At 67.0% G+C, this 13,923-nt stretch carries 12 protein-coding genes; 11 read left to right on the forward strand and 1 reads right to left on the reverse strand.

Going from position 1 to position 13,923, the window contains the following annotated elements; genetic code table 11:
- Complete coding sequence (locus HN018_RS20260) at positions 1–2,739, reverse strand: M16 family metallopeptidase (protein WP_171833742.1); 2,739 nt, start codon at positions 2,737–2,739, stop codon at positions 1–3.
- A gap of 137 nt (positions 2,740–2,876) precedes the next feature.
- On the opposite strand from HN018_RS20260, the gene HN018_RS20265 reads away from it, so the two are divergent.
- The 11 genes from HN018_RS20265 to HN018_RS20315 all read left to right on the forward strand — a co-directional run bounded on the left by HN018_RS20265 (position 2,877) and on the right by HN018_RS20315 (position 13,834).
- Entirely contained in the window at positions 2,877–3,392 is a 516-nt protein-coding gene (locus HN018_RS20265; protein WP_171833743.1) for a type IV pilus modification PilV family protein, read from the forward strand.
- Entirely contained in the window at positions 3,389–4,006 is a 618-nt protein-coding gene (locus tag HN018_RS20270; RefSeq protein WP_171833744.1) for a prepilin-type N-terminal cleavage/methylation domain-containing protein, read from the forward strand. The genes HN018_RS20265 and HN018_RS20270 overlap by 4 nt, the downstream gene beginning before the upstream one ends.
- 564 nt (positions 4,007–4,570) lie before the next feature.
- Positions 4,571–5,692, forward strand: a complete 1,122-nt coding sequence (locus tag HN018_RS20275) for a PilN domain-containing protein (RefSeq protein WP_171833745.1) — start codon at positions 4,571–4,573, stop codon at positions 5,690–5,692.
- Positions 5,692–6,333 carry a type II secretion system protein GspM gene (gene gspM / locus HN018_RS20280; RefSeq protein ID WP_171833746.1) on the forward strand — a complete coding sequence of 214 codons (642 nt, stop codon included), beginning with the start codon at positions 5,692–5,694 and terminating at the stop codon, positions 6,331–6,333. Before HN018_RS20275 ends, gspM begins: the two co-directional genes overlap by 1 nt.
- Positions 6,330–7,025, forward strand: a complete 696-nt coding sequence (locus HN018_RS20285; RefSeq protein WP_172443501.1) for a hypothetical protein — start codon at positions 6,330–6,332, stop codon at positions 7,023–7,025. Before gspM ends, HN018_RS20285 begins: the two co-directional genes overlap by 4 nt.
- Positions 7,026–7,072: 47 nt before the next feature.
- Positions 7,073–9,436 carry a type II secretion system secretin GspD gene (gspD, locus tag HN018_RS20290; protein WP_239478862.1) on the forward strand — a complete coding sequence of 788 codons (2,364 nt, stop codon included), beginning with the start codon at positions 7,073–7,075 and terminating at the stop codon, positions 9,434–9,436.
- Positions 9,437–9,498: 62 nt separating this feature from the next.
- Positions 9,499–10,296: a type II secretion system protein GspK gene (locus tag HN018_RS20295; protein WP_239479351.1), complete on the forward strand. Its 798-nt coding sequence runs from the start codon at positions 9,499–9,501 to the stop codon at positions 10,294–10,296.
- 84 nt (positions 10,297–10,380) lie between these two features.
- Positions 10,381–11,373 (forward strand): GDP-mannose 4,6-dehydratase, encoded by a 993-nt coding sequence (locus HN018_RS20300; protein ID WP_171833749.1) that lies wholly within the window; start codon positions 10,381–10,383, stop codon positions 11,371–11,373.
- Positions 11,374–11,386: 13 nt separating this feature from the next.
- Entirely contained in the window at positions 11,387–12,310 is a 924-nt protein-coding gene (locus HN018_RS20305; RefSeq protein WP_171833750.1) for an NAD-dependent epimerase/dehydratase family protein, read from the forward strand.
- A 104-nt stretch (positions 12,311–12,414) separates the two neighbouring features.
- Complete coding sequence (locus HN018_RS20310) at positions 12,415–13,008, forward strand: TetR/AcrR family transcriptional regulator (protein ID WP_171833751.1); 594 nt, start codon at positions 12,415–12,417, stop codon at positions 13,006–13,008.
- A gap of 76 nt (positions 13,009–13,084) precedes the next feature.
- Positions 13,085–13,834: an SDR family NAD(P)-dependent oxidoreductase gene (locus HN018_RS20315; protein ID WP_171833752.1), complete on the forward strand. Its 750-nt coding sequence runs from the start codon at positions 13,085–13,087 to the stop codon at positions 13,832–13,834.
- Positions 13,835–13,923 lie beyond the last annotated feature (89 nt).

A 13,923-nucleotide genomic window follows, 5' to 3' on the forward strand; every position in this document is an offset into this window, starting at 1 on the left:
TCAGCCGCCAGTCGGCGGACCCTGCACCACTTCGACCAGGTCCTTCGGACGCAACCAGGCCTTGAAGGCTGCCTGGACCTGGGCGGCTGTCGTATTGAAGTAGTGCCTGGCCGCCACATCCGGCTGGTCCAGCGGCAGGCCCAGATCGACCAGGTGCAGATCCTCGTAGGCGATCGCGTCGAAGCTGGCGCGGCCCATCGGCAACTGTCGCAACAATGACGCCTTGGCCCGGGTCAGTTCGCCGTCCGTCACCGGCTGCTGCTGCACAGCCTCGAGATCGTGGATCACCAGGTCTCGCGCCTTGCCGATGTTCTGGGCGTCGGCACCATAGGAGACCGTGTATTCGCTCCGTGTGCGTGACCAGCCCAGCGAACTGCTGACACTGTACACATAGCCGCTCTTGACCCGGAGATCCCGATACAGCCGCGACGAGAAGCCGCTACCGAGGATCTCGTTGCCCAGCGAGAGGGTGAAATGGTCCGGATCGGTGACCTTCAGCCCGAGTGCTTCCTTGAGCACGATATTGGATTGCAGGCTGCTGCGGTCGGGCACGTAGGACCTGGACGCGACATTCAGCGGGATCGCCGGCATGTCGATCGCCGGCGTCGGACCGACTGCCTTCCAGCCTCCGAACGCCTGTTCGATCGCCGATCGTGCATGCTCCGGGGTGATGTCGCCGACAATGACGATGGTGGTGAGATCGGGCCGGTAGGCGGCGGCATAGAACGCCTTTGCGTCCGCCTCGGTCAGGGCCATCACGGTCTGGGGCGTCGCTTCACGGAGCGCCGGGTCGCCGGCGGGTACCACGGCCCGGGTGGTGGCGCGCTGGAACAGATAGTTCGGCGATCCGAGCAGGCCGGCCAGCCCAGCCGCAGTCTGGAGCTGCACCACCTTGAAGGCGTCGGCCGGGAACACCGGATGCAGTTCGTTGTCCGCGAGCAGGGCCAGGCCAGCGTCGAACTGGCGGGACAGGACCTTGAGCGAGAAGCTGCTGCCGGCATCCTCGTCGGCGGCGATGTCGTCCAGCGCCTTCTGGAACGCGAGCCGGTCCTTGCTCTCCGACCCATAGTCGAACATCCGCTCGACCAGGCTGGAAACGCCCTCCTGTCCCTTCGGCTCCTGCATGTCGGCCACCTGGCGGATCCGGCCATACAGCGAGACGGTGTTGGTGACGTGCTGCTGCTGCACGATGAGGCGCAGCCCGTTCGGCAGGATGCTGACGACCGGCACCGGCGATGGCTCGGGCAGATGTAGCGTGGCCAGTGCGGTGCTCGCCCAGTCCGGCAGCGGCACAGGCTTGTCCGGTGCGGATGCGAAGGATTCCGCGCCACCGAACCCCTTGCCGGCAATCGGCTTGCCGGAATCCTGCGGCGTCAGCATCGCGGTTACGACGTGCGCCGGATCGAACACCGTCGCCGCGATGCGGTTCACGTCGGCGACCGTCACCGCCTTGTAGGCGGCGGCCACCGCGTCCGGCGAGCTCAGGCCCTGGAAGGCCAGGGCGTTGGACCAGCTCTGCGCCAGCCCGCTGATACTGTCGTTACGGTTGCTGAGCTGGGCCAGCTCGCGACGGCGCGCCGCCTCGACCAGCTCGGGCGGCACGCCGTTATGGGCAATGTCGGCGATGATCCCGCGGATCCGGCCGAGCAGCTTTTCGCCGTCGCCACCCTTGGGGAACGCGCCCAGCGCCACGCCGAAGCCGACATCGGGCTTCGGCCGATACAGGAACTGCGCCGCCAGCGCCTCGCCGGACGGCACCAGCGCATACAGAGCGCCGCGCTCGCTCGACAGCACGTCGCCGAGGATGTCGGCCGCCGCGAAATCGGGCGATTTCGAACCGGGCATCCGGTAGGCCAGCGTCGCCAGCCCGATCGGGTAGTCGGTCGGCAGCGACAGGGTCTGCGGCTTGACCGCACCGAGGCTGAAATCCTTGCGGACCGGCAGGACTTTCGCCGGGATGTCGCCGAACGCGGCCTTCACGTTGGCCAGCGCCTTGTCCGGATCGACGTCGCCGGCGATCACCAGGATGGCGTTGTTGGGGGCATACCAGCGCGACCAGAAATCCCGCAGCAGCTTGGCATCGGTCTTGTCGAACGAGGGGCGGGTGCCGAGCGCGTCGTGCTCGTACGGCGTGCCGGCGAACATCGTCGCCTGCAGTTGCGACAGGTAGTTGTAGGCCGGGCTCGACAGGTCGCGGGACACCTCCTGCTCGATCGCGCCGCGCTCCTTGTCCCAGTCCGCCTGTTTCAGGCTGAGCCGGTTCATGCGCAACGCCTCGATCCGCAGCACCACGGCAAGATCGTCCGCCGGGGCGGTGTAGTAATACTGGGTGACGGTCTCGGTGGTGTCGGCATTGTACTCGCCGCCGAGCTTGGCGCCGAGCTCCGAAAGCTGGTCCTTGTCGAGGCCGTCGCTGCCACGGAACATCATGTGCTCGGTGGCATGCGCGGTGCCCGGAAAGCCCGCGGGCGCATCGTTCGAGCCGGCCAGGTAGTTGATCTCGGTGGTCACCACGGGCGCCAGCCGGTCCTGCACGATCACCACCCGCAGGCCGTTCGAGAGCGTGGCCCTTACGGCTGAATCGGGTGCGGTCGCGTGTGGTGTGGGAGCCGCCGCCGGCAGCATCGGCTTGGGGTCCGGGGCTCCCGGCAACACCGGGCCCGCGGCCAGCGCCGGACCGCCGATCGCAGCCAGCATGAGTCCGGTGATCAACGGCCTGGTCGTCATCCGGTCACGCATCTGGATCTCCGTCTCTGTCTGGTCCGTCCGGTCCAGGCGGGATCCGGGAGTATCGATCCACAAGATTAGGGGCCCGGGGCCTTGTCGCAAAGCCGCCAGCCTATGAAGGATATGTCACCTGGACGATGATGGCGCCGATGCTGATCCCCGAAACCCGATCGCAGCCCGGCTGCACCGAGCCACGCGCAGGCGGTTCCGGCGATTCCGGCTTCACGCTGCTGGAGGTGCTGGTCGCGTTCGTGATCGCGGCGCTGGCACTCGGCGTCCTGTTCGAAGGCGCCGTCGAGGGTATCCGCTCGACACGCATCGCCGATCGCACCCAGGAGGCGATGTCGCGCGCCCAGTCGCACCTCGCCACCATCGGGCATGGCGTGGCCCTGGGGCCATCGACCCAGGAAGGCGAGGACGGAAGCGGCTTCCATTGGAGCCTTCGCATCGTGCTGCTGCAATCCGCTACCATCGGTTCGAGCGACGGGTCGAATGGCGGGTTCGGCAATGGCGGGGGCGATTCCGGCGGCAAGCAGCCGCGGGCGGCCCTGTATGCTGTCCAGGTCACGGAATCCTGGCCCGACGAGGCGGCGGCGGGCGATCATACCCGGTCCGTCACGCTCCGCACCGAGCGGCTCGGCCAGCTTCAGGGTGCCGGTCCGTGAGGGTGCGCGCCCGGGCGGCCGGAGATGCCGGCTTCACCCTGCTCGAGATCATCGTGGCCCTGGTGGTGCTCGGCATCCTGCTGTCGACGCTGACACGCGGCGTGCAGTTCGGGCTCGCCGCGTTCGATCGACAGGACCGGATGATCCAGACCGGTGGCCGGCTGGAAGCCGTCGACCGGACATTGCGCCGCCTGATCGAGCAGCTCGACCCGGGCACGTCGACCGACGGCGACACCGTTGCCGGCGGGCAGCACGTGCTGGTGTTCCGGAGCCCGCTGCGCCTCGCCGGCTCAAGCAAGCCCGGCGATCCCCAGACCGACGGTCTGCTGAATTTGCGGTTGTCGGTGGATTCCGGTCACCGCCTGATCCTGACCTGGTCACCGTACCGCCATGTGATCCCGACCGGTCCCGCCCCCAAACCGCACGATGACGTGCTGATGACCGGAGTGGACCGGATCGACATCAGCTACTTCGCGGAGGGCGGCTGGCATACGCGGTGGCGGCAACCGGCACCGCCGGCGCTGATCCGCATCCGCATCGTGTTCCCGGACGGCGACCCCCGCCACTGGCCAGATATCGTCGCCGCTCCTGTGCGTGAGCAACCAGGCAATTGAGCCGATGACCCGTCGTGTCTCGCGCAGCGATCCTTGCTGACTCGTGGTCGCAACGCCTGCCAAAATTATTCCCACGGTGTAGATCCGGCCAGTTCATGAACGGGCCATCCTTGGACATCGACACGAGTCTCGACCAAATTCGTTGACGAACAAATGAACTCCTACGGACCTCTCGACAGTTCGGCATGTACGTCTGCATGCAACATCGACGGTGCATTCAACAACATGCTCTGGAAGAAGTCCGAGAATCGCCCGTGTGTTGACTGATCGTTCATCTAATATTTGTTACGATATAGGATCGAACCCATATCGGTGAACTGGAATTGTTGTTAATCTTGGATGAACACTCTGTGGATGACCGGGTCGCCATGCCTTGTCCGGACTTCATGCCTGCCGGGCATGAAGTCGTCCGGTGGCGGCAGGGGTTGGCCGGTGTCGGCTTGAACGCACTCGGCCGGCAGATCGGTCGCCGAAGTCGTTGAACCGGCAAATGGCATATTTGGCCCCGCCGGGGCCGCGTAAGCGGATTTCAACCGGGACGAGCTTGATCTATCGTTGGTCCCGATGATTGCGGATGTTCTGACCTGGTGGTCGCGCCAGATGCTCGAGCTGGTACCGGCGCGCTTTGCGCGTCCGGACCCGTCCGCCGTGGGCGCATTGCTGGTCGAGCCCTATCCGCGCGGCGACGGCATCCGTCTGGTCCGTCGCCAGGCCGGCGAGGAGACGGTGCTGGGCGATGTACCGCTGCGCCGTAACGGCTTCGGCGATACGCAGGACACCGGCGTCGCGACCGATCCAGACGGGACGCTGGATGCGGATGACGATGCCGGCCTGCGGACAGCCCTGTCCGCCGCCGGGGCCAATGGAGCCGGCGGCATGGTGCTGCTACGGCTGCCGGCGGGAACCGCGCTGCAGCGCGACGTGACGTTGCCGCTTGCCGCAGAGGCCGGGCTCGATCGGGTGCTGGCCTACGAAATGGACCGGCTGACCCCGTTCGCCGCCGACGACATCTTCTTTTCCTGGGCCGTGCTGCGACGCGACCGCGAGGCGGGCCGGATGCAGCTGCGTCTTTCGCTCGTGCCCAAGGCGCCGCTGCTGCCGCTGCTCGAAACGTTGCGCAGTGCGGGGGCCGGCCCGCGGGCGATCGAGATCCGCGGGGCCTCGCCCGGGTCGGCCCGGCCGCTACGCATTCCGCTCGCCCATGAGCGGCCGGCCTCGGCACGACAGGAGCGCCGCCTGCTGCTGATGGCCGGCGGATGCTGCGCGATGCTCGCACTGCTGGCGATCGTGCTGCCGTTCATCCTGCAGTCGGTGGCCGCACATAAGCTGGATCGACAGGTCGCCGGGCTGCAGCCCCGGGTCGACGCGGTGCAAGCGCTGCGTCGCCGGATCGCCGGCAGCACCGCCGGCGGCGATCTGGTCAGTACCGAACGCCGTCGCCTGGGCGATGCGCTGGGTGTGATGGCCGCGGTGACGCGGGTATTGCCCGATGACAGCTATCTCTCTGACTTCACCCTGCGCCAGGGCGTGCTGACGATCAGCGGCCAGTCGCCGGGCGCCGCCAAGCTGATACCGGCGATCAGCAGCGATTCCGCATTCTCCGCCCCGGCCTTCGCCGCTCCGGTCACCCGGATCGAAGGCCAGAACACCGACCTGTTCTCGATCCGCGCCGGTGTCACCCGCTGATGGCCACTTCCCAGCGCTCCCTCGGCACACGTGCCGGTTCCCTGCCCGAAGGCCGTGCGGGACGGGCCCTGGCGCTCGGCATCGCCGCCATCATCCTCCTGCTGCTGTGGGAGGCGGTCGGCAGTCCGTTGATCGACTGGTACCAGGACCGCGCCCAGGCCATCGCCGGCCGCCGTGCCCTGGTGGCCCACATGCAGACCCTGGCAGCCGACCTGCCCGCCCTGCGCCAGGCTGCCGCGTCCAGCGCCGCACGCACCGGCCCGGTGGCGCTGATCGAGGGGAGCAGCGATGCGGTCGCGGCGGCGGCCTTGCAGGAGAAGGTGCAGCAGATGGCCGCTTCACTCGGCGCCACCCTCTCCAGCACCGAAAGCCTGCCGGCGAGCCAGGCGGGCGCCTACCGGCGGGTCGGTGTGCGGATCTCGGTCAGCGCCACGTTCGAGGTGATGGTGCGGCTGATCGCGGCGATCGAGCAGGCGTCACCGTCGATGCTGATCGACGACCTGCAGTTGCACGGTTCGCGGATCCTGTTGCAGGCCTCGACACCGCTGGAAGGCGCCCTGACCGTCATGGCATTCCGCTCCGGCAAGCCGGATGCGCCCACTGCTGCAGGTGCCGGCGCGCCGGACGACCAGTCGCCATGAGCGCCCCGGTCCCCCGCCAGGTACGACCGCGGCCGCTGTTATGGCTGGCCTCCGGATGCGCATGCGTGCTTGTGGGGTTGCTGGCTCTTGAATATCACTCCGGCGTCGCTCGGGAGATCAGCCTGGCCCACCCATCAGACCATGTCGCGACCGCAGCCCGGGCGGCCGGCCCGGATGCGACTGCCGGTTCCTCGCCAACCCCGCTCGTCGTGCAGGACTGGACCAAGACCGTGCTCGCTCGTCCGTTGTTCAGCCCGTCCCGCCGTCCGGCCGCGACCGTAGCCGCAGGCCCGCAGCAGCCGCGTCTTGCAGGGATCGTCATGGGCCCGTCCGGACGCCGCGCGATCTTTGCAGGCGAGGGAGACGCCCGCGGTATCGTCGCCGAGGTCGGGCAACAGGCAGGTGCGTGGCAGATCCGGGCGATCAACGAGACCACCGTGCAGGTGATCGGTCCCGAGGGGCTTCGTACGCTCACCCCATCGCGTGACTCCACGGCCCCCGCCGATAACGATGGTTCGGCCGCTGGAACGCCGACACTTCCGACGCATCCGTCGATCCTGGATCTTCTGCGCAACCGGTCGCTCCAGATCGGACCGGCGAACGCGTCGATGCCGCATTTGCCAACATCATTGCAGCTGCCACGGACTCCACCCAACCGGGGTCCTATCGGCGACCAGGAATCACCGCCTTGATCGCTTCGTCAGATAGCCCGATGCCACGTCTGTCCCCGATGCGATCCATGCCCGTCTCCAGGCTCACGGCACTTCTCGCCACGGCGGGCCTGATCCTGTCCGGCTGCAATCGGGTCGAGCAGCCGGTGATCAGGCCGTTGCGGCCGCTGCAGTCCAGCATCAATGCCGCCCAGCCACGGACCGACGGCGATATCGGCGCGATCGATCGGGTGCAGGCGCCCCAGATCAGCTACGGCCGCAACCACCAACCGACCGTCAGTCGCGGCACCGGGCCGACCGGTGCGGGGTCGATCACGCTCAACTTCAGCGATACCGACATCCGCGACGTAGCCGCGCAGATCCTCGGCGGCCTGCTGCATGCAAATTACACGATCGATCCGGCGGTCAAGGGAACGGTGACGCTGCACACCTCCACGCCGCTCGACATCAGCCAGCTCGTGCCGACGCTGCAGGTGCTGCTGTCGCAGGTCGGCGGGACGCTCTACCAGTCCGGCGGCATCTATCGGATCGTCGCCACCACCGGCGGCGGACAGCCTGCCGGTGGTCCGCCGGGCGGCGGCGGCGGTAGCGGCTCGCAGGCGTTGGCCGAAGGCGCCGCCCTTGCCGGCAGTGCGATGGTGCCGCTGCGCTTCGCGGGTGCCGAGGATCTCGCCAAGGCGTTGCAGCCGTTCGTTCAGGCCGGCTCCCGCATCACGCCGGTCGCAGGGTCCAATGCGCTGCTGATCAGCGGGGACCCGACCGTCCGCAACACTCTGGTGAACCTGATCCAGGCCTTCGACATCGATGCGCTGGCCGGCCAGTCCTACGCGTTGCTGCCGGTCGATTCCGGGGATGCGAAGGATATTGCCACCTCGCTGCAGGAAGCGCTGCGCGGACGCGGTGGTTCGCTTTCGCAGGTGGTCCGGGTCATCCCGATGACCCGTGTCGACGCGGTCCTGGTGGTGGCCAACGACGCGAACTACGTCAACGACGCGCGGCGGCTGTTCATGCTCATCGAGCGGACCCGGCGCACCACGGTCCGGTCCTGGCACGTCTATTACCTGCAGAACAGCCACGCCAACGACGCGGCCTACGTGCTGCAGCAGGCCTTCACGCCGAACGACGTGACGGCGCAGCCGACGCCGACGCTGCAACCGAACATTCCCGGCTCGAACGGCCAGAGTGGCGGATCCAGCTCGGGCGGCCTGGGCTCGAGCGGCGGATCGAGCGGCGGGCTCGGATCCAGTGGTGGCCTCGGTTCCAGCGGCAGCCTCGGTTCCAGCTCGGGCGGCTCCGGATCGGGCGGTGGGCTCGGATCGGGACTTGGATCGAGCAGCGGCAGCCCGTCCGGAAACACGGGAAGCTCCGGACCGACCGGCGGTGGCCAGACCGCCGGCGCCAATCCGCTGCTGGGAGGCCTCGACAGTTCCGGCGGCGGCGGTGCCGAGGCACGGACGATGAAGATCATCTCCAACCCGCAGAACAACGCGATCCTGGTCTATGCCACCGACCAGGAGAACGACACGGTCAACCACATGCTGCGCAAGGTCGACATCCTGCCGCTGCAGGTACGGATCGACGCCGTCATCGCCGAAGTCCAGCTCAACGACTCGCTGCAATACGGCACCCAGTTCTTCTTCAAGTCGGGCGGCATCAACGGCGTGCTGAACACCGGAGCCGCGTCCGGCACGAGCATTACCGGCGCCCTGACCGCGGGAGCCTTGAGCAGCACCCTGCCCGGCTTCATCATCGGCGGCACCGGCAATGGCGGGGCGCCCTTCGCGATCAACGCGCTGCAGGCCGTCACCACCGTGCATGTGCTGTCCTCGCCGGAACTGCTCGTGCTCGACAACCAGCCGGCCCGGCTGCAGGTCGGGCAGCTCGTACCGATCCAGACCGGCTCGAATTCGAGCACCATCGGCACCTCGGTGTTCAACCAGTTCACCTACCAGCCGACCGGCGTGATCATGCAGGTCACGCCCCGGGTCAATAATGGCGGCCTGGTGACGCTCGATATCTCGCAGGAGGTGAGCTCTGTCGCGGTGAACGGCACCGCTACGACCAATCCGACCTTCAACGACCAGTCGGTGGTGTCGCGTGTCGTCATCCAGGACGGCCAGACGGTCGGTTTGGCCGGGCTGATCACCGACCAGAGCAGCCGCGGCAACAGCGGCATTCCCTGGCTCAAGGACATTCCGATCCTCGGCCTGCTCGGCGGGAGCCAGAACAATGTGCGGGCGCGCACCGAGCTGCTCATCCTGATCACTCCGCACGTCATGCACGACCAGCGCGATGCCCAGGCGCTGACCGAGGATCTGCGCGACACGCTGATCAACGCCGCCGCGGTGCCTGACGAGCTGACGCCGATGCGCCAGACCGGCAGCGCCGATCCGCAGCAGCGGGTGCGGCGACGCACCGGCCTCGACAACTGATCGGCAACCGGCACCGCCTCGTCGCCCGGGACCTCCGCGATCCCGGGTTCGCGTTGCTGATCGTGCTGTGGACGCTGGTGCTGATTTCGCTGCTGGTCTCGACCATCGCGGCATCCGGCAGTGGCCGGACCAGGCAGGCGGCCGACCTCAAGCGCAACGCCCAGCTTCGTGCCGAAGCGGATGGCGGTGTCGAGGAAGCGGTATTCCATCTGCTCGACGGCTCGAAGGCGCACTGGCCGGCGGACGGCGCCGTTCACGTGATCAAGCGCGGCGACACCGTGCTGACGATGCGCATCGACACCGAAGCCGGCAAGGTGAACCCGAACCGGGCTTCGCAGGACCTGCTGGCGGGACTGTTCCAGGCGCTGGGCCTCGATAGCCGCACGGCACTGGCCACCGCCACGCGGATGATCGTCTGGCGGTTCGCCGGCGCCCAGGGCGCGGCCGAGCATGGCGATGGCCGGGACTACCTGCCGCCCGGCGCGCCGTTCGAGTCCATCCCCGAAGTCGGGCTGGTGGCGGGCATCACGCCCAGCCTGCTGGCCCGGCTCGCGCCGCATCTTTCACTCTATCGCGATAACGACCCGGAACCGGCATCCGCCGATCCGGTTGTGCAACAGGCGATGGCGATCGCGGCCGGCACCGGCGACACCGCGCGCCAGAACGCGATCGCCGGCTCGAACCAGCAGGGCAACAACCGCGACGAAAGCGTCGTGTCGGTCATATCCGAAGCGAAGGACGCGACCGGACGGCGCTTCGTGCGACGGGCGATCGTGCTGGTCGGCTCCGACCCGCAGACGCGCGGAAAGCCCGACCAGCGTCCATTCCAGATCATGACCTGGGACGCCCCCGCCGCCTGAACCCGACAGCACCGGGCGTGCCTGGACGCTGACGATCGTTTGCGCTAACCGCTTGATCTGATCGAAATGAAGCCGGGATTCACTATGCGCACTGCCCTCGTTACCGGAATCACGGGCCAGGATGGCGCCTACCTCGCCGCCCTTCTGCTCGAGAAAGGCTACCGCGTCGTCGGCATGGCCCGACGATCGGCGTCTGCCGACATGGTCAGCGCGCGCCTGCGCTGGCTCGGCGTGCTCGACCGGATCGAGCTGGTCGATGGCGACCTGCTCGACCTGTCCAGCCTGATCCGCATCGTCAACTCGGTCGAGCCGGACGAGGTCTACAACCTGGCTGCCCAGAGCTTCGTCGCCGCCTCCTGGCAGCAGCCGTTGCTGACCGGGCTGGCGACCGGCATCGGCGCTGCCAACCTGCTCGAAGCCGTGCGGATCGCCCGGCCCCAGGCCCGTTTCTACCAGGCCTCCTCGTCGGAGATGTATGGCCTGATCCAGGAGAAGGTGCAGAGCGAGCGCACGCCGTTCTATCCGCGCTCGCCCTATGCCGTTGCCAAGCTCTACGCGCACTGGATGACGGTAAACTACCGCGAGAGCTTCGGCCTGCACGCCTCGTCGGGCATCCTGTTCAACCATGAGAGCCCGCTGCGCGGCATCGAGTTCGTGACCCGCAAGGTCACCGACGGCGTGGCGCGGATCAAGCTCGGGCTGGCCACGCAGCTGCCGCTCGGCAACCTCGATGCCACCCGCGACTGGGGCCATGCGCGCGACTACGTGGAAGCCATGTGGCTGATGCTGCAGCAGGACGTCGCCGACGACTACGTGGTCGCCACCGGCCGCACCACCTCGATCCGCGAGTTGTGCCGCATCGCCTTCTCGCATGCCGGGCTGAACTACCAGGATCATGTGGTCACCCGCTCCGACCTGATCCGGCCGGCGGAAGTGGACGTGCTGCTGGGCGATGCCTCGAAGGCCAAGGCAAAGCTCGGCTGGCAGGCCACCACCACCCTGGAAGTCATGATCGCCGAGATGGTCGAGGCGGATCTCGCCCGTCATCGAGCCACGGCCCGCAGCGCTATCGCCTGAGAGGGGAAGCGCCATGAGTGGGCGACGGATTCTGGTTACCGGACTGTCCGGGTTCGTGGGACGACACCTTCCGTACGCCATCGACGAGTTGCTGCCCGACGCACAACTCTTGCCGCTTCCGTGCGACATCACCGACGCGGCTGCGGTGCGAAACGCGGTCGTCGATCTGCGCCCTGATGCATGCCTGCACCTTGCGGCGATCGCGGCGATCCCGATCGCCCGCGCCGAGCCGGACCGCGCCTGGTCGGTGAACCTGCACGGCACCCTGAACCTGGCACGGGTATTCCGGGACGAACGGCCGGATGCGCCGTTCCTGTTCGTCTCCAGTGCGGACGCGTACGGCGCCTCGTTCCAGCTTGGCCGCGCGCTCGACGAGGACCTGCCGCTCTCGCCGATGAACACCTACGGCGCCACCAAGGCCGCCGCCGACCTGGCGCTGGGCGCCATGGCGGCCGAGGGTTTCCGCGCCATTCGGCTGCGTCCGTTCAATCATACCGGTCCAGGCCAGGCGCCGGATTTCGCCATTCCCGCCTTCGCACGGCAGATCGCGCTGATCTGTGCCGGGCGGCAGGAACCGGTGCTGCGTACCGGCAACCTCGCCGCGTTCCGGGACTTCCTGGATGTGCGTGATGTCTGCCGTGCCTACGCGCTTTGCCTGAAGCACGGCGACAGAATGGAACCCGGGATCATCCTGAACATCGCATCCGGTACAGCGCGCCGGATCGGCGATGTGCTGCAAGGGTTGCTGGCGATCTCCGGTGTCGCGGTCACTGTCGAAGCCGAAGCGGCCCGTGCCCGCCAGACCGACATCCCGCTCGCCGTCGGTAACTCCAGCCGCCTGCGCGACCTGCTTGGATGGACCCAGGAAATCGCCTGGGAGCAGACGTTGCGCGATGTTCTCGACGACTGGACAATCAGGGTTGCCGAACAGAGCTGAAGGCTTGATGCCGAGATCGTCATTCGCAGACGCTATGAATCGTTTCCCGGAACCATGACGAACCACTGGCGCTGATAGAGTAATATGGACGAACATAGTAACTTATGAGCAAGCCCTCTAACCGCCAGAAAATCCTTACCGAAGGCATGCGCGTGGTACACGAGCATGGTTTCGGCGGCTCCAGCGTACGCGACATCGTCCAGGCGGCCGGTGTTCCACAAGGCTCGTTCACGAACCATTTCGTATCGAAAGAAGCATTCGGCCTGGAGATCATCGATCTCTATTTTGCAGCAGCTCAGGCTGCGCTCGACGAGAGCCTGGGCCGCGAAGAGATATCGCCGCTGCAGCGCCTGCGCACCTATTTCCAATTGAACCGCGACAACCACAGTCGGAATGATAGATGGAACGGCTGTCTGCTTGGTAATTTTAGCGCCGAAACGAGTGAGCGCAGCCCGGCGATCCGGGTCCGCATCGGCGAAATCTTCGCAGAGTTCGAAGGTGCTTTCGCAGCCTGCCTGCGTGCTGCAGTCACGGCAGGCGAGGTTCCGCCCGACCTCGACTGCGACCAGGTGGCCGGCTTCATCGTCGGCTCGCTACAGGGCGCCATGCTGCTGGCAAAAGCGCAGCACAGTACATCCCCGTTCGACCGGTTCGAGGAAATCCTGTTCAGCCGGGTGCTTCGTCTTCCAGGACGTTGACACTTCAATACGGACGTCCATATTGGTTAAGGCGATACGGCGTGACTGCCGAAGCAATTCCTGAAGGATGTTCGCGATGACCAAACAGACCGTTCTGATCACCGGCGCACTGGCCGGGATCGGCCGCGCCACCGCGCTCGCCTTCGCACGTGACGGTGCACGTCTGGTGGTGTCCGGCCGCCGCGAAGAGGCCGGGCACGCACTGGCGTCTGAACTTCGCGACCTCGGTGTCGAGGCAGAGTTCATCCGCGCCGACGTCCGTCACGAGGACGATGTGCGCAAGCTGGTCGACCAGACCGTTGCCCGCTTCGGTCGTCTCGACGTGGCGGTAAACAATGCCGGCACCGAAGGCGTGCCTGGTCCGGTGGTTGATCAGACCGCGGAAAGCTACCACGCAACGTTCGACACCAATGTCCTGGGCGTGCTGCTCAGCATGAAGCACCAGTTGCGCATCATGCAGCCGCAGGGCAGCGGCAATATCGTCAACCTGTCCTCGGTCACCGGCAAGGCCGGCTTCGCGAACGCCTCGGTCTATACCGCAAGCAAGCACGCGGTCGAAGGCCTGACCAGGTCGGCGGCACTCGAGGCAGCCGCGTTCGGTGTGCGCGTCAATGCGGTCGCACCCGGTCCAGTCCAGACTGAAATGCTGGATCGCTTCACCGGGCACAGCGCCGATGCAAAAGCGGGTTTCGCGGCGATGCTTCCTCTCAAACGGATCGGCACCGTCGAGGAGATCGCGCAAACGATCCTGTTCCTGGCTTCCGATAAGGCGGCCTTCATTACCGGCCAGTCCTTCGCTGTCGATGGCGGCATGCTCGCCGGCTGACGACGTCCAGGATCCGTTCAGGCTGGCATCCGGTCACCGCGGGATGCCAGCCTGCAGGATGGCGAGGCGTTCCGTGGCAACGGAGCAGG

Source organism: Lichenicola cladoniae (genome assembly GCF_013201075.1).
GTDB classification, from domain to species: domain Bacteria; phylum Pseudomonadota; class Alphaproteobacteria; order Acetobacterales; family Acetobacteraceae; genus Lichenicola; species Lichenicola cladoniae.

Coding starts and splice junctions, on each gene's coding strand:
- HN018_RS20275 (WP_171833745.1), top strand. CDS start 4,571: ATGATTGCGGATGTTCTGACCTGGTGGTCGCGCCAGATGCTCGAGCTG.
- HN018_RS20265 (WP_171833743.1), top strand. CDS start 2,877: ATGCTGATCCCCGAAACCCGATCGCAGCCCGGCTGCACCGAGCCACGC.
- HN018_RS20305 (WP_171833750.1), top strand. CDS start 11,387: ATGAGTGGGCGACGGATTCTGGTTACCGGACTGTCCGGGTTCGTGGGA.
- gspM (WP_171833746.1), top strand. CDS start 5,692: ATGGCCACTTCCCAGCGCTCCCTCGGCACACGTGCCGGTTCCCTGCCC.
- gspD (WP_239478862.1), top strand. CDS start 7,073: ATGCCCGTCTCCAGGCTCACGGCACTTCTCGCCACGGCGGGCCTGATC.
- HN018_RS20315 (WP_171833752.1), top strand. CDS start 13,085: ATGACCAAACAGACCGTTCTGATCACCGGCGCACTGGCCGGGATCGGC.
- HN018_RS20260 (WP_171833742.1), bottom strand. CDS start 2,739: ATGCGTGACCGGATGACGACCAGGCCGTTGATCACCGGACTCATGCTG.
- HN018_RS20300 (WP_171833749.1), top strand. CDS start 10,381: ATGCGCACTGCCCTCGTTACCGGAATCACGGGCCAGGATGGCGCCTAC.
- HN018_RS20285 (WP_172443501.1), top strand. CDS start 6,330: ATGAGCGCCCCGGTCCCCCGCCAGGTACGACCGCGGCCGCTGTTATGG.
- HN018_RS20310 (WP_171833751.1), top strand. CDS start 12,415: ATGAGCAAGCCCTCTAACCGCCAGAAAATCCTTACCGAAGGCATGCGC.